Source organism: Flavobacterium sp. (assembly GCF_035299245.1).
Taxonomy (GTDB): Bacteria; Bacteroidota; Bacteroidia; order Flavobacteriales; family Flavobacteriaceae; genus Flavobacterium.
In genome coordinates this window covers 20,323-35,652 of the sequence record NZ_DATGWY010000019.1, presented here as the reverse complement: position 1 = coordinate 35,652, position 15,330 = coordinate 20,323, and the positions used below count along the sequence as shown (strand labels likewise).

The following is a 15,330-nucleotide window of genomic DNA, read 5'->3' as shown; positions in this document are numbered from 1 at the left end:
GATCAAAAAAAGAACGAATACTTTTGGTTCATTATTCATTTAAACTGAAAACCATGTTGTTTCAAATCATTTTAGTTCTGCACATTATTTCGGGTTCAACTGGACTTCTTTTAGGAACGTATATTTTACTAAGAAAAAAAGGAGATCAACTGCATCGAAACAGTGGTAAACTATTTACTGTCGCAATGGTTTCTACCGGGTTATGTGCGTTTTATTTGTCAGTGGTTCACCCCAATTTATTTCTATTCATAGTAGGGGTTTTTACCGTTTATTTATCCATTTCGGGTTATCGAATGGTTCGATTAAAAAAAGTACACGAAGGTCAGAAACCTCAACCATTTGACACCATTTTGACCTTTGCAATGGTGATTTGCAGTCTGATTTTCTTTTATATTGCGTGTAAATACCTTATAGCAAAAGAACTTTTTGGATTGGTTTTTGCAGGATTCGGATTTGTAAGCTTACGGTTGTGTTATACCGAATATAAAGCATACGTCGGAAAAGTAACGGATAAAAAATACTGGTTAAAAAACCATATTGGCCGAATGACTGGAGCTTATATTGCAGCTTTTACGGCATTTTTGGTGGTAAACAACACCTTTCTTCCTCCTATTTTGGCGTGGAGTTTACCAGGAATTATAGGTGGAATATTCATCTCAAGAGCCATTAAAAAACTAAATTAAAGCATGAAAAAACAACTACTTACACTGATTATTATTTTTACTGGAATAGTTATTCAAGCCCAAGAAGTCGAGGTTGATACGATTCCATTCTCACTACAATCATCATTATTAGTTTTTAAAGGAAAAGTCAATGGAGTTGAAACCCATTTTGCCATGGACACTGGAGCAGGAACAAGTGTCATCACAACCAATCAATCCGAACGAAGTGGCGTAAAACCATCCGGAAAAATAAAAGTAAATGACAGTAATGACAACAATAGTAAAATTAAAAAAGCTAAAATAAATGAATTGCAAATTGGTTCACAAACCATCAAGAATTCAAGCTGTGTTGTATTTGATATGCCATTTCTAGCTTGCAATGATTATTTTTTGTTGGGTGCAAATGTCATTAACCAACTTAACTGGAAAATTGATTTTGAAAACAACGTGCTTTACATCTCCAAAAATGCTTTTGAACCTTCATCAGAAATGGTTGAAATGAATGTAAAATACCATAAATTCAGGCACTTTACCGATTTTAAAATTCAAAATTTAAACATCACCAATTGTTTAATCGATACTGGTTATAATGATTTTTTAGAAGCGTCTATCGAAGATTCCAATTTCGTTCAATTAAAAAACAAATACAACGAATCGGTAGTTTCGAGTAAAAAATTCGCCATGGGATTATCGAGTATGACCAGTGCAGACAATTTCTGTTTTAGTTTTGATGGATTGCAAATTGCCAACACCACTTTTGACGACGTGAAAATTGAAATGAGAGCCAACATCGAAAACAAAATAGGCATCAAATTCTTTTCAACGCTTACCAAATTTTTAATCATGAACAACACTAATTCTAAATACCATTTAGCATTATCCAACCAACCCGTTTCACTTTCTATCGGTTTTGATGCGGATTATCATTTGAAAAACGGAAAATTGTTGATAGTAGCCAAAACATTTAATACAGAAAGTTCCGCATCTATTTTAGAACTTGACGAAGAAATCAAATCGGTTGAAGGAAAATCAGCGACAGATTTTAAAGACGATTGCGAATTTTTACTCTGGAAATTTGAAAATCGAGTCAAAAATGAAATTGAAATCGAAAAAATAAACGGTCAAAAAATAATGGTAAAAAAACAATTTCTTAAAACAAATTAATCAAATAATTTTAGACCTTTAGTATTTCATTCACCATAATCATGTACGTTAAAAATCAAAATAGTACGCTTCCTGAAGATCCAAACACTATTATTTGGAAATACCTTGATTTGTCTAAGTTTTTAGATTTATTGCTTTCGCGAAAGTTATTTTTATCGCGTTCAGACAAGTTTGAAGACCAATACGAAGGTACTTTTAGCGAACCCACTTTTGAAGAGATCAAGCGACTTTCTGAAAACAATCCTGAGTTTTTATCGTATTACAAATCGCATCGTGAAAAAGTAGTTGTAAGTAGTTGGCACATTAATGAATATGAATCGTTTGCCATGTGGCAAATTTTTACTCAAAATAGCGAAGGTTTAGCCATTCAATCCACCATTGGAAGACTTCAAAAAGCGTTGGAAGTCGAGCAAGATACTCAACAATACATCGGCGAAGTCAACTACATCGATTATAAAAAAGAATACATTCCCTTTGAAGACACGTTTTTCCCTTTCCTATTCAAGCGAAAAAGTTTTCAGTACGAAAGAGAAGTACGTGTTTTATCCGATTTATCCGATCAACAAATCAAAATCAACGACGGAATCAAAATTGACATCGATATCAATCAACTCATTGAAAAAATTTACATTCATCCCAAATCGGAAAATTGGTATAAGAAATTAGTCATTGAATTGGTATCCAAATTAGGATTCGACTTCGAAATTGAAAAATCAGATTTGGAAAGCGATATTTTAATTTAATGTTTCGATATAATTCTACATTAAAAAAGGAGTAACATTAAGTAATTTCTTATATTTACACGACAATTATTATCATTGTGGAACTGAATTTTTTCAAACCTAAAAACGAAATTCTCAGCAACTTCATCGAAGGTTACTACTTCTTGACCCAAAAAGAAACCGATACTAGTGTAGAATATTTAACGTTCCCTAACAATTATAGCATTATTTCAGTGTATGAAAATACAGAAATAATTTTCTCGGAAAATCAGGCTATTTTAAGAGGAAAAAAAGGCAATCCATTCGAATCGGATTTAATTTGTCACTATAAAAAACCGATTAAAGTCATCTGCGAAGGTAATTTGAACGAAATTACTTTTTATTTCAAGCCTTTGGGTTTGAATGCTTTTCTGGAAAAATCATTATGCCATTATACTAATGATTTTTTTTCGCGATTCATTCCTTTTGATGATTATCAATCGACCATGACAACCATTTTAAATGAAGTTGATTTTGAAAAACGAAGAACTCAGATTGAATACTATTGGTTATCTAAATTGGTTGGGTTTCAACATCCTTTCTTGCATGATTTAATCACTGATATTAAAAAAGAATATTCCATCACCGAATTGGCGGAGAAATACAGAATTTCAAGGCAAAACTTAAACAAACATTTTGAGTCCAACCTATGCAAGTCGCCTTCCGATTTTAAAAAAATCCATCGTTTTAGGGAAGCTTTAAAAGCCCATATGAAGAAAAACTCAAAAGATAACTTAACGTCATTGACTTATGATCTGCTATTTTATGATCAATCGCATTTGATAAAAGACTTCAAAGCATTGACCGGAATGACCCCGAAAAAATTCTTTAAAAGTATTTCTCCACAAGAAGACGGACAAATTAATTGGTTATTTGTTTAAGATTACATTTTTACAATTTTTTGATTTTTATATTGACTTATTTTACTAAAAAAATAACACACTTAAAGCTATGGTCAATCTAATCGTTAAAATCGTTGTGGCAACTTTATCTTTTATAATTGTTTGCTTGTTTTAGGGAAAAATTTGTATTCTGTTTTCAATCATCAATCAAATCACTATTTTCACTAGTTATGAATAATTGACGTAAATTTATTTTCTTAAACTATTGAATAAATCTTAAATTTGACACATTCAAAGAAATTAGTATTTTAGCGAGAAATCAGTCCCTACATGCACCAAGAACTTTGTAAAAACTGCACACACATTTATCAAGGTAACTTTTGCCCAAATTGTGGTCAAAAAGCAGCAACTCATGAAATCGATTTTAACTTTGTAATGCATGAAGTTCCGCATTCTGCATTTCACCTGAGTAAAGGGATTTTCTTTACAATTAAAGAATTATTTACTCGACCAGGGAAAACCATCAGAGAGTATTTCGAAGGCAAACGCATCAATCATTTTCCACCATTGACGTATTTGCTAATTATTACTTCCTTATTTGTGTTTGTTAAAAGTCTTCAAATTACATTTAATTTTAGAGAGGTAAAGAAAACTGATTTAAGCGAAATCAATCAATTTATCGACAAAAACTTCATACTTGTTCTATTAATAATGATTCCGTTATATGCTTTAGTATACAAATTATTCCATTTAAAATTCAAATACAACTATTGGCAATTATTAGTGGCACAAACCTTTATCATTGGGCATATATTTCTAATTATGCTGATTCCGCAATTGGTATTTTTCTTTTTTCCAGAAACAAGAAGCAGTTCAAAAAATTATTTTTTCCCTTTGATAATGGCATTTCAAATAATTGCATATTACCAATTATATTCAGACACTAAATCATTAAAAATCGGATTAATCGTAAGAGAAATAATTTGTTATGTGGTTGCCACACTAATCGCAGTCGTTTTTACCGTTTTTCTATTGGGAGTCATTTCTGAACTATCCAAACTAATGCACCGTTAATTAATTTAATGAGAGAGGTCTATTGAGAAAAAAAGGATTCTTTTACAACGGATTGTATTCTTCAACTTTAAGTTCTTTTGCTAACAAATCAACAAAATGATAATGTACTTTGTCGTCTTTGTCAAAAGCGCCGTTTTTATTACTATCTTCAATGGTTCTGAAGTATAAACGATTTTGAACTTCAACCATACTCCAATCAATAAGCTCCTGAAAATCAGCAGATAATTTTGTGAAATTTTGTCCATCAATAGTGCTGATGTACAAATCTTTAATGTCACTACCATCCACTTTACCGTCTTTGTTGGAATCCATATCTTCTAAGACATAAACCAAAAATTGTTTTTTGCTCTTGTCTGCGAATGATTTAAGATAAGTAATTCGCTCAATCATCATCGGTTTATCGGTAAGTACTTTTAGGGAATCAGAACCTATTTGTTGAAATTTCAAATTCGACAAAAAACCAGTAATTTCGTATTCGCCATAATTGGAAACTCTAAAACTATCTTTTCCTCCACCTTTTGAATTGCTTCCTACACTGTACTCACCAATGGGATGAATTAAAACGGAAGTTCCATCCATTTGTACTGGTAAATCAGAAACTAAAATCGTATTCACCTCATTTGTTTTGGGCTCTTCGGCAGTAATTTTAGTATCGTAATTTACTTTTGGCTTTTTCGGTTCTTCTTCTTTACAACTAACAAAAAGCGCAACTAAAGCAAGCAGTATGTATTTTGATATGATTTTCATTTCGAAGAATTTTAGTCAAAAATAGTGAAATAATTACAATCGAGCAGTCAGTTTTAAATTAAAAACACGAGTAGTCATGTAATTCGGAATTCCGTATTGATTCTTAGTATAGGCATCACGAACCCATGTATTGGTAATCGCATTTTGGTTGTTGAACAAGTTAAAAATTTCAAAACCGAGTGACAAATCTTGGAATTTTTTCAACCAATGCGAATCGTCACGGTCTTTATTTTTTTCGGTAAATACATACGAAAACCCAACGTCTGCTCTTCGATAATCACGCAAACGACTTTGATATTGATACGCATCAGCATACGACGGAGAACCGCCAGGTAAACCAGTACTGTACACCAAATTCAAATACAATTTAAAATTAGGTAAGGTTGGCATATAGTCTTGAAAAAGGATTCCGAATTTCAATCGTTGATCGGTCGGACGCGCAATAAAACCTCTGTTATCTTGATTTTCTTCGGTTTTCAAATACCCAAAACTAAACCACGATTCAGTTCCGGGAACAAATTCTCCATTCAATCGCATATCAAATCCGTAAGCATAGGCTTCAGCATTGTTGTTGGCTCGATAACGAATTCTAACATTCTCAACTGTATAGGTATTTACATCACTCATTGTTTTGTAATACGCTTCGGTAACAAACTTAAACGGTCGTTTCCACATTTTGAAATTATAATCAGCTCCAGCCACAAAATGAATCGATTGCTGTGCTTTGACATCTGGGTTCACTACTCCATCTTCATCGCGTAGTTCGCGGTAAAACGGTGGTTGGTAGTACAATCCTGTCGCCAATCGGTACACAACACTATGATCACCCTCTAGTTTTGGTTTCAATGCCAATTGCAAACGCGGTGAAAAGACAATTTGGTTTTTACCATCGGCAATTTTATCGCCTGTTACTTGCCAATTGTGTGCACGAACACCAAAATTAATCCAGAATTCACTTTCACCCAAGTACGTTTTGGTATTCGATTGAACAAATCCTGAAAAACGATTGATGTCTACAAAGTTAGTGGCACGAACATTTTTAAACGGAACTAATGGTCCAACATACGGATTATAAGGTTGGTCGTTCACAGGTAAATCAATAATGGGTGGATTAATTGAAAATCCGGCTGAATCTATCACTTCCCACTCAACAATTCGGTCGCGAATATTTTCACGCGTGTATTTGATTCCCCAATCAATCTGGAATTTCTTTTTGGCGTTGTGACTTCCTTTAATTTCTGCATTTACAATCACCGCATCCAAATCGTTTCTAGCGTGATTCAATTGTGAACCGATTCCGCGATTAAAAGTGACATCTCCAAACGTTTCAGAACCAATATTCGAATCGACTTCGCCTAAAAAATAAGCAGCATCAATATCGAAATATTCTTGTTCCTGTGTGTGATAAGCAGAAGCAATGAACTTATAATTGCTGTTTTCAGTTGCAGTAAAAGTGGATTTAAAAGCACCAAAAAGAGTTCGATACTTGTCGTTTTCCTGACCTTCATAAAAAATTTGAAGAGCAATTGGTTCATTCAACGTACCAAAATTCGTTTGTCGAGTTAATGGTTGGTAATTGTATTTATTTTGAGAAATATTTCCTAAGAAACTGAGTTCCCATTTTTGGTTTAACTTATAATTCACATTGGTTTGAACGTCGATGAAAGTCGGCCTGAAATTGGTTTCTGTTTCTTTACTATTCACTAAAAGCGAATTATCGCGGTAACGAACTCCGGTTATCGCCGACCATTTTTGGTTTTTCGAGGCCAAATCTACTGTGGCACTTCCGCCCAATAAACTGGCTTCAAAAGCGGCACCAAATTTCTTTGGTTTTCTGTAGGTGATATCTAAAACAGATGATAATTTATCTCCGTATTTGGCTTGAAAACCACCCGCAGAAAAATCAACACTCTGAATCATATCCGAATTAGTGAAGCTCAAACCTTCTTGTTGACCCGAACGAATCAGAAACGGACGGTAAATTTCAACTTCATTCACATAAACCAAATTCTCGTCGTAATTTCCTCCACGAACGGTGTATTGCGAACTCAAATCGTCTGGACCACCTGTTGAACCCATAAGTTTGATTACATTTTCAACACCCGGATTTAAACCCGGAATTTTTTTAATGGTTTCGGGTTCTAAAGAGGTAATTCCTTGTACACTTTTTCTGTTGCTTGTAATGATAACATCATCCAATTGTTCGGCATTTGAATTCATTACTGGATAATACTCTAAAATTTCACCCGTTTTTAAATTAAACTTAGCTACAATTTTCTTTTGAGTGATGTGAGTAAAAACAACTACTACTTCTCTATTTGCTGGTATTTGAATGATATACGAACCATCTTTATTGGAAGAAACTGTTTTCCCTTCACAGGTGATGTTGGCACCAGCTACTGGTTCTTTAAATTCGTCTGAAATAACTCCAACTACTTTGGCTGTTTGAGCCGTAATGACTGAGGTTACCATTAAAAATAAAGCAACCCAAACTATTTTAAATGTCTTCAATTGTATCTATTTATTGTTTTTGACTTCTGAAAAATGTAGTTTCAAAGGTAGTAGAATTTCCTACATTATCCGTCACGATTAATTTTAATTTATTTTCTCCTTCAGCAACAATTCCGTCCTCAAATTGATGAGTAAGTCGGTTTAATTTGGATTCGTATTCAAACAGCATCCATTTTCCATTGAGGTAACCATTATAGGATTTTATTCCCGAAAGATCATCTGAAATGGTAAAAACTAGTAATTTCTGTGCTGAAATCCATTTTCCCTCTATACTCTTTGCACTACTGATTTTGGGTGCAACAAAATCTTTCAGCAATTTAAATTGTCCTAAGGTTTTGGTACTTGCAGTAAACGTAGTTCCATTGCGTTTTGTTGTGATGTAACTCCATTTTGTTCCGTTTGTTGATGCGATGAACGACTTTTCTCTTTGATTTTCAGGAACATCCTTTGCATCGTAACTGATTGTAAATGCTTTGTGAATTCCGATATCGTCTTGATGTAAAAAGAGTACATCGTTTTTCACATCAAAATTCAAATAGAAATCATCGTAAAAAGTACCTTCGGGAAAAGTCACGGTGTAGTTGTCTTTTTCAAAAATAAAATCGCGACCATTTTTAACTAAATACGGAGTAATTACAACATCAGGTTCCACTATACTTTTTTGATTGGAATATTCAACCGGAATTCGAATTATCGTTTTGTTACCGTTGAAATCAGAAACTTCTATTTGATTGGTCTGTGCGTAATTCGGAACCACATCTAAAACACCATTATTTACTTTTTCATAAATATTTGTCAAGGCATACGGTTGCTTCATGAATAATTTTTGGATGCGACTTTTGGTTTTTTTATAGCGCGTATAGTCAATAAAAGCATTGATGTAACGACCTTCATCGAAAGCCATTTCGTCGAAACGGTATTCAAAAATGGGTTTTCCATTGGTGAGTAATTCACCTTTGTAAGTTCCGTTGCTATTATAGGAGACATCGTCTAAATCATACGCATTGATACCGAAACCAATTTTTCCTGTAGCCAAAACTTTTTCTGAAATATAAGTGCCGTCACTTTGCAACGATAAATTTAAATTGATTGGGCGTTTTGATTTATTTACTATTGACTCAGCATCTAAAGGATAAGCAACCAATGTACTCACAATTGGTTTTTTGGTGTCTTTTATCAATTGATCATAGCCAAAAAACTGAGGGTTTATTGCTTTTTCTGTAGCCGAATCACGAAACTCAAAATGCAAATGCGGCCCTTGAGAACCGCCAGTATTGCCCGACAATCCGATTATTTCTCCTTTTTTCACAGGCAATTCATTGGGCTTGAGAAAAAGTTCAACTTCGTAGGAACTTTCTTTGTATTGTGTTTCTTTAATTTTTGCTTCTATCGCACCCATTGCCTTTTGAAGGTGACCATAAACAGTAGTAAAACCATTTGGGTGTGTGATGTAAATTGCTTTTCCGTAACCATAAGTTGATATTTTGATGCGAGAAACATAACCATCACCAACCGCATACACATTGAGGCCTTCGCGTTGATTGGTTTTAAAATCAAAACCAGCGTGAAAGTGATTCGGACGCAATTCACCAAAGTTTCCAGCCAACTGCATTGGAATATCCAAAGGTGCACCAAAATCTTTGGGGTAATTTTTCTGACCAAAAACAGAGGCGGAAATAAGTAATAAGGCTAGTAATCTCATGATATAAAACTGTTTTTGCTAAAATATAAAAAGTTTATGGGTAAAAAAAATAATATAGAAACGATAACAAACTGTATACCAATTTATTAAAAATAAATTGATTTAAAATTCATTTTTTTTGATAAAAAATTGCTTTAATAGATTAGGAATTATAAATTTGTAAGATAAAGTAGTGAAGAAGATAATAAATGAGTGAAATCGTACAAATAATTGATTCTCTTGAAAGTAAAATTGGTTCACTTCTAAGCAAAATAGACCGTTTAGAGGAAAAGAATAAAGCTTTGGAAGCAGAATTGAGCAAAAGTACTTTAGCCAATCAAACCCAATCGCAACAATTGGAAAAGCTAAAAAAAGAATACGAATCACTTAAATTAACTAATTCATTGCTGGGCAGTGAAGATTATAAACGAGATACGAAGCTTAAAATAAATTCATTAATTCGAGAAATTGATTACTGTATATCACAGTTATCCGATTAAAACTATGGATGAAAAGCTTAAAATAAAAATATCAATTGCCGACAGAGTTTATCCGTTAACGGTAGATGTGTCGCAGGAGGAAGGTTTACGAAGTGCTTCCAAAAAAATTGATACGGTGATTAAGCAATATGAAGAAAATTATGCTGTACGCGATAAACAAGATGTATTAGCCATGTGTGCATTACAATTTGCCGCTCAAGCAGAACAAAAGCAAATCAACAATTCAATTGATGGTACGGAAGCCATAGAAAGATTGACCAAATTGAATGATTTATTAGAGCGTTATCTCTCAAAATAAACAACAAAAAAACACGTTCTTTACATAACTAAAAATACTGCCTACATTAGTTCATTTTTGGTAAACTCAACACTAACAAATTAAAATGAGTGAATCGTCGCTACTATAGTATGTCCGCCTAGGCGGAAAACTTGAACAGTGAGTTAACTCAAAACTTGTCTTTACGAGTTTATTCAAGCAATTAATGTAGGCTTTTTTTATAATTTTTTTTACACACTATGGATATATTAAGTATAATTATTGGAATTGTAGTAGGTGTCGGCGCCGGATTTGGAATAGCAAAATATTTAGAAAAGAACAATGTTTCTAATATGATTAAAAATGCTAAGAAAGAGGCCGCATCCATACTAAAAGACGCAAATTTAGAAGGGGAAAACATCAAGAAAGACAAACTTCTACAAGCAAAAGAGAAGTTCCTAGAATTAAAATCAGAACACGAAAAAGAGATTTTAAACAAAGATAAAAAGATTGCGGAAGCCGAAAAACGAACTAGAGACAAAGAATCACAAGTCTCAAGTGAATTAGCAAAAGCAAAGAAAATCAATGATGATTTTGAAGCCAAAACTAAAGAATACGAATCAAAAATAGAATTCTTAGACAAAAAACAACAAGAATTAGAAAAACTCCACAAGAGTCAGGTAGATCAACTGGAAGTAATTTCTGGTTTATCTGCTGAAGAAGCAAAAGAACAATTGGTTGAAAGCTTAAAATCAGAGGCAAAAACCAAAGCAATGGCTTATGTTCAGGAAACGATGGAAGAAGCCAAGTTAACTGCGCAACAAGAAGCCAAAAAGGTAATCATCAATACTATCCAACGTGTTGGAACGGAAGAAGCAGTAGAAAACTGTGTATCGGTTTTCAATATTGAATCGGATGATGTTAAGGGTAGAATCATTGGTCGTGAAGGACGAAATATTCGTGCATTAGAAGCTGCAACTGGAGTTGAAATCATAGTTGACGATACGCCTGAAGCAATTATTCTTTCATGCTTTGATCCTGTTCGAAGAGAAATTGCCCGTTTATCATTGCATAAATTGGTAACTGACGGACGTATTCACCCAGCACGAATTGAAGAAGTAGTAGCAAAAACGACCAAACAAATTGACGATGAAATTATTGAAGTAGGTAAACGTACGGTTATCGATTTGGGTATCCACGGATTACATCCTGAGTTGATTAAGATTATTGGACGAATGAAATACCGTTCGTCTTATGGTCAAAATTTACTACAACACTCTAGAGAAGTGGCTAAATTATGTGGTATAATGGCAGCCGAACTCGGATTGAATGTCAAATTAGCGAAACGAGCTGGTTTACTTCACGATATCGGAAAAGTGCCTGATACAGAAAGTGATTTACCACACGCATTGTTAGGTATGCAATGGGCAGAAAAATATGGTGAAAAAGAAGAAGTATGTAATGCCATTGGAGCTCACCACGATGAGATTGAAATGAAGTATTTAATCTCTCCAATTATTCAAGTATGTGATGCAATTTCTGGTGCACGTCCTGGAGCAAGAAGACAAGTATTGGATTCGTACATCCAACGTTTGAAAGACTTAGAAGACATTGCTTTCGGATTCAATGGAGTGAAGAATGCTTATGCTATTCAAGCCGGAAGAGAACTACGTGTTATAGTTGAAAGTGAAAAAGTAAGTGACGATATGGCATCTAGTTTATCGTTTGAGATTTCACAAAAAATACAAACTGAGATGACCTATCCGGGTCAGGTGAAAATCACCGTAATCAGAGAAACTAGAGCGGTGAATATAGCGAAGTAATCATTTTACTCATAAAACCCAAAAAGCTGTCAGCAAAAGTTGACAGCTTTTTTCTTTAACAAAACAATCTAATAAAGCAGCAATCTAACGCGCTTTATTTCTTTTTAAAATAGACTTTGAAAATAGAGCCTTCATTGACTTTGCTCTCTACTTCTATTTTTCCATTCATACTTTCAATTTGATTTTTGGTAATGTACAAACCAATTCCATTCGAATTTTCTTTTCTATGGAAGGTTTTATACAAACCAAAAACGTCGTCCTTATAGCGCTCTAAATCTATTCCTAAACCATTATCTTTTACATTCAAAACGATAAATTCGGGTTCATCGGTAATGAAATATTCAATACTGACTTTTTTATTCTCATCAGAATATTTTATGGCATTGGTGGTCAGATTCAGCATTATACTTTCCAAAAAAGCGGGATTACTGTTCACCATTAAATCACTTGGAATTAGATTTACAATAGCAACATCTTTTTTCGTAATTTCTTCCGATATTACAGTCAGCACTTTTAACAAAGCATGATGTAAATTTAGATCTTCGGAAACAACCTCTTCAATGTTTTGAATTTTAACCAATTCCATCAAATTATGAATGGTTTCATTGAGTTCAACTGAAACCGATTTTATGTAACCAAATGCTTCTTCAACATCAAATTCACCTTCCTCTTTCATCTTAATCAACAACGATAAATTACCTGTATGATTACGAAGGTTGTGTGAAACGATATGAGCAAAATTGCTCAACTTATTGTTTTGATTACTAACTATTTGTAATGTTTCGTAGGCTTTACGTTCATTTTCTTTTAGCAATGTGACATCGGTATGCGTACCAACAATTCGCAATGGTTTACCATCTCTATCTCTAGAAATTACTTTTCCTTTATCCAAAATCCACTTGTATCGATTGTTACATAACACTCTGTGGTAGGTTTCGTAATAAGGTGTTTTGCCTTCAAAATGCTGTTTGATGTTGTAGTAATATTCTTCTCTGTCGTTAGGATGCACGCGTTCATCCCATTTTTCTGGTGAATCAATGAGATGTTTGGACGCGTTATCAAGCTCTAAAATGCGCAGAGACTCTTTTGAATAGAACACTTTATTGGTTTGTAAGTCCCAATCCCAAACTCCAGCTCCAGATGCTTCATTGGCAAACTGATTTCGCGCATCAGAAATACGAAGATTTTCAATTTCAACCTTGTATTTTGTGACATCATAAGCCATTCCATAAAACGAAGTTCCCAATTCAGTCTCTTCAGTTTTGGCACTAGCTTTAATCCATTTTAATTCATTGTTGGAAGTAACAATTCTAAACTCAACAACAAAATCAGTCAGATTTGCCTGAGCATAAAACACCGAATGTATGAAATGATTGTAATCTAAAGGATGAATTCTTTCGTCTAGAAAAATATCACTGAATTGGTTTTTGTTTTCCAAATTGACATCCAACAGATCAAATAAATTATCTGTAAAAAAATCCAATGAAAAAAAAGCTTCTTTTGAAATAGTAAACTCAAAAAAGCAGCTCGATTGGGAATTGATTATTTTATTCAAATGGGAATTTGTTTTTCTCACATCAACTGGATTAAAAACAGGTCGAAAATTTAGTTTGCAAATAACACTATTTATTTTTACAAACCACAACAGAAACTGTCAAACTATTACTACACAAGGGCTTAAAATATGTTAAAATTATTTTCTTGGATGATACGAATTCATAATTTGTGTTAAGTGCTTACGATCTAAGTGAACGTATACTTCGGTGGTAGTGATGGACTCGTGACCTAACATTAATTGAATCGCTCTTAAATCGGCTCCATTTTCGAGTAAATGTGTTGCAAATGAATGTCGAAAGGTGTGCGGGCTGATGTCTTTATCAAGATTAATTTGCACTGCCAATTGTTTGATGATTGTAAAAATCATGGCTCTGGTAAGTTGTTTTCCTCTTCGATTAAGAAACAAGGTATCTTCAAATCCTTTTTGGATGTTGAGATGAGAACGAACTTGGTTTTTATAGATTTCAATGTATTTTTGAGTGATTCTACTAATGGGTACAAACCGTTGTTTATTCCCTTTACCCGTTATTTTTACAAATCCTTCTTCGAAAAACAAATCTGAAATTTTGAGAGTAATCAACTCTGAGACGCGCAAACCGCAACCGTAAAGTGTTTCTAGCATAGCCCTGTTGCGCTCTCCTTCTTCTTTAGACAAATCGATGGCATTGATTATAGCGTCTATTTCATCAACTGAGAGAGTATCGGGTAATTTTCTACCGATACGCGGTGCTTCAATCAATTCCATCGGACTATCCGCACGATAATCTTCAAAAATCAAATACGAAAAAAAACTCTTTAACCCCGAAATTATCCGAGCTTGACTTCGGGCATTTACTTCTTTAGAAACTGAATAGATGAACTGTTGAATGGTTTCTTCGGATATTTTTATGGGAGAAACTTCAATGGAGTTTACTTCTAAAAACAGACACAATCGCTCAATATCAAAAGAGTAGTTATCAATCGTGTTTTTCGACAACCCTCTTTCTATTTTGAGGTACGATTGAAAACTTTTTATATAGGAATTCCATTTCATTACTACAAAGATAGAATGATAAATGATAAAAAAAAAGCCACTCGAAGAACGAATGGCTTTGAATGAATCAAAATTTAGTTTTATAATTTAAAAACTCCACCTACGTTAAACGAACTAGCTGCATTTTTAATATTAAAAACTCCTTCTTTATCTATTTCTGACAAACCGGTCATTCCTTGAAAATCAACCAAAATACTGAATTTCTCATTAACTTCGATTTTATAACCAATACCATAACTTAAACCGAATTGGGTTGAATTCACAAGATCTTTTAAATCTTGACCTTGATTATTTTCTGCCGACATTAAAAAGCCAATACTTGGCCCAAAATTCAAATTCCATTTTCGAGTACTACCAAAGTGCCAATTGGCGTTTATAGGCAATGTTAGGTAATTCAATTTCTCTTCATAACCAAAAAACTGAGTTCCCATAGTTTGATACAACAACCCTGAGCGAAGACTCCAACGATCATTAAAAAAATAGTCCATACCCAGACCAAAACTAACCGAAGATATTGGATCATTGTTGTTCAGTTCTTAACCGTAATAATTTGCAGAAGTGTAACCAATTTGCGGAATTAATTCAATTGCCCCTTTTTCTCTATTTTGAGCGTTTACAGAATATAAACCAAACGCACAAAATGCAAATGCAATAATTTTTTTCATTTCTCTTGTTTAAAAGTTAAGTAACAAATATATAATAGTTGATCGAATAAGTAA

The 15,330-nt window shown here is 33.6% G+C and carries 15 protein-coding genes; 8 read left to right on the top strand and 7 right to left on the bottom strand.

Translation table 11 applies throughout. From position 1 onward, the window contains the following. Positions 1-53 precede the first annotated feature (53 nt). The 5 genes from VK161_RS12840 to VK161_RS12820 all read left to right on the top strand — a co-directional run bounded on the left by VK161_RS12840 (position 54) and on the right by VK161_RS12820 (position 4,503). On the top strand, positions 54-683 hold the full coding sequence (locus VK161_RS12840) for a DUF2306 domain-containing protein (RefSeq protein WP_324215185.1): 630 nt from the start codon (positions 54-56) through the stop codon (positions 681-683). A gap of 3 nt (positions 684-686) precedes the next feature. Further along, complete coding sequence (locus VK161_RS12835; protein ID WP_324215184.1) at positions 687-1,826, top strand: retropepsin-like aspartic protease; 1,140 nt, start codon at positions 687-689, stop codon at positions 1,824-1,826. A gap of 41 nt (positions 1,827-1,867) precedes the next feature. Next, positions 1,868-2,569, top strand: coding sequence for a hypothetical protein (locus VK161_RS12830; protein WP_324215183.1), 702 nt, complete (start codon positions 1,868-1,870; stop codon positions 2,567-2,569). 77 nt (positions 2,570-2,646) lie between these two features. After that, positions 2,647-3,468 (top strand): helix-turn-helix domain-containing protein, encoded by an 822-nt coding sequence (locus VK161_RS12825; RefSeq protein WP_324215182.1) that lies wholly within the window; start codon positions 2,647-2,649, stop codon positions 3,466-3,468. A 291-nt stretch (positions 3,469-3,759) separates the two neighbouring features. After that, complete coding sequence (locus tag VK161_RS12820; RefSeq protein ID WP_324215181.1) at positions 3,760-4,503, top strand: DUF3667 domain-containing protein; 744 nt, start codon at positions 3,760-3,762, stop codon at positions 4,501-4,503. Positions 4,504-4,545: 42 nt separating this feature from the next. Here VK161_RS12820 and VK161_RS12815 read toward each other — a convergent pair whose 3' ends face one another. The 3 genes from VK161_RS12815 to VK161_RS12805 are packed head-to-tail and all read right to left on the bottom strand — an operon-like array spanning position 4,546 to position 9,463. Further along, positions 4,546-5,250, bottom strand: coding sequence for a hypothetical protein (locus VK161_RS12815; protein ID WP_324215180.1), 705 nt, complete (start codon positions 5,248-5,250; stop codon positions 4,546-4,548). 33 nt (positions 5,251-5,283) lie between these two features. After that, positions 5,284-7,722: a TonB-dependent receptor gene (locus tag VK161_RS12810; RefSeq protein WP_324215289.1), complete on the bottom strand. Its 2,439-nt coding sequence runs from the start codon at positions 7,720-7,722 to the stop codon at positions 5,284-5,286. Positions 7,723-7,771: 49 nt separating this feature from the next. Then, positions 7,772-9,463 carry a M23 family metallopeptidase gene (locus VK161_RS12805; protein WP_324215179.1) on the bottom strand — a complete coding sequence of 564 codons (1,692 nt, stop codon included), beginning with the start codon at positions 9,461-9,463 and terminating at the stop codon, positions 7,772-7,774. A 188-nt stretch (positions 9,464-9,651) separates the two neighbouring features. On the opposite strand from VK161_RS12805, the gene VK161_RS12800 reads away from it, so the two are divergent. From VK161_RS12800 to rny, 3 genes are all read left to right on the top strand, one after another. After that, a complete protein-coding gene (locus tag VK161_RS12800) occupies positions 9,652-9,942 on the top strand; it encodes a hypothetical protein (RefSeq protein WP_324215178.1) in 291 nt (96 codons plus the stop codon). 4 nt (positions 9,943-9,946) lie between these two features. Continuing rightward, positions 9,947-10,240 carry a cell division protein ZapA gene (locus VK161_RS12795; protein ID WP_324215177.1) on the top strand — a complete coding sequence of 98 codons (294 nt, stop codon included), beginning with the start codon at positions 9,947-9,949 and terminating at the stop codon, positions 10,238-10,240. Between the two features lie 218 nt (positions 10,241-10,458). Next, positions 10,459-12,021, top strand: a complete 1,563-nt coding sequence (gene rny, locus VK161_RS12790; protein ID WP_324215176.1) for a ribonuclease Y — start codon at positions 10,459-10,461, stop codon at positions 12,019-12,021. A 94-nt stretch (positions 12,022-12,115) separates the two neighbouring features. Here the strand turns inward: rny and VK161_RS12785 are convergent, their stop codons facing one another. From VK161_RS12785 to VK161_RS12770, 4 genes are all read right to left on the bottom strand, one after another. Continuing rightward, positions 12,116-13,597, bottom strand: coding sequence for a sensor histidine kinase (locus tag VK161_RS12785; protein ID WP_324215175.1), 1,482 nt, complete (start codon positions 13,595-13,597; stop codon positions 12,116-12,118). A gap of 117 nt (positions 13,598-13,714) precedes the next feature. Beyond that, positions 13,715-14,611, bottom strand: a complete 897-nt coding sequence (gene xerD, locus VK161_RS12780; RefSeq protein ID WP_324215174.1) for a site-specific tyrosine recombinase XerD — start codon at positions 14,609-14,611, stop codon at positions 13,715-13,717. 80 nt (positions 14,612-14,691) lie between these two features. Further along, complete coding sequence (locus VK161_RS12775; RefSeq protein ID WP_324215288.1) at positions 14,692-15,126, bottom strand: outer membrane beta-barrel protein; 435 nt, start codon at positions 15,124-15,126, stop codon at positions 14,692-14,694. A gap of 21 nt (positions 15,127-15,147) precedes the next feature. Next, entirely contained in the window at positions 15,148-15,276 is a 129-nt protein-coding gene (locus tag VK161_RS12770; protein WP_324215173.1) for a hypothetical protein, read from the bottom strand. Between the last annotated feature and the right edge of the window lie 54 nt (positions 15,277-15,330).

Bases quoted from the DNA above. Each gene is read 5' to 3' on its own strand.
- VK161_RS12840 (WP_324215185.1), top strand. From the start codon at position 54: ATGTTGTTTCAAATCATTTTAGTTCTGCACATTATTTCGGGTTCAACT.
- VK161_RS12835 (WP_324215184.1), top strand. From the start codon at position 687: ATGAAAAAACAACTACTTACACTGATTATTATTTTTACTGGAATAGTT.
- VK161_RS12830 (WP_324215183.1), top strand. From the start codon at position 1,868: ATGTACGTTAAAAATCAAAATAGTACGCTTCCTGAAGATCCAAACACT.
- VK161_RS12820 (WP_324215181.1), top strand. From the start codon at position 3,760: ATGCACCAAGAACTTTGTAAAAACTGCACACACATTTATCAAGGTAAC.
- VK161_RS12815 (WP_324215180.1), bottom strand. From the start codon at position 5,250: ATGAAAATCATATCAAAATACATACTGCTTGCTTTAGTTGCGCTTTTT.
- VK161_RS12810 (WP_324215289.1), bottom strand. From the start codon at position 7,722: ATGGTAACCTCAGTCATTACGGCTCAAACAGCCAAAGTAGTTGGAGTT.
- VK161_RS12805 (WP_324215179.1), bottom strand. From the start codon at position 9,463: ATGAGATTACTAGCCTTATTACTTATTTCCGCCTCTGTTTTTGGTCAG.
- VK161_RS12800 (WP_324215178.1), top strand. From the start codon at position 9,652: ATGAGTGAAATCGTACAAATAATTGATTCTCTTGAAAGTAAAATTGGT.
- VK161_RS12795 (WP_324215177.1), top strand. From the start codon at position 9,947: ATGGATGAAAAGCTTAAAATAAAAATATCAATTGCCGACAGAGTTTAT.
- rny (WP_324215176.1), top strand. From the start codon at position 10,459: ATGGATATATTAAGTATAATTATTGGAATTGTAGTAGGTGTCGGCGCC.
- xerD (WP_324215174.1), bottom strand. From the start codon at position 14,611: ATGAAATGGAATTCCTATATAAAAAGTTTTCAATCGTACCTCAAAATA.
- VK161_RS12770 (WP_324215173.1), bottom strand. From the start codon at position 15,276: ATGAAAAAAATTATTGCATTTGCATTTTGTGCGTTTGGTTTATATTCT.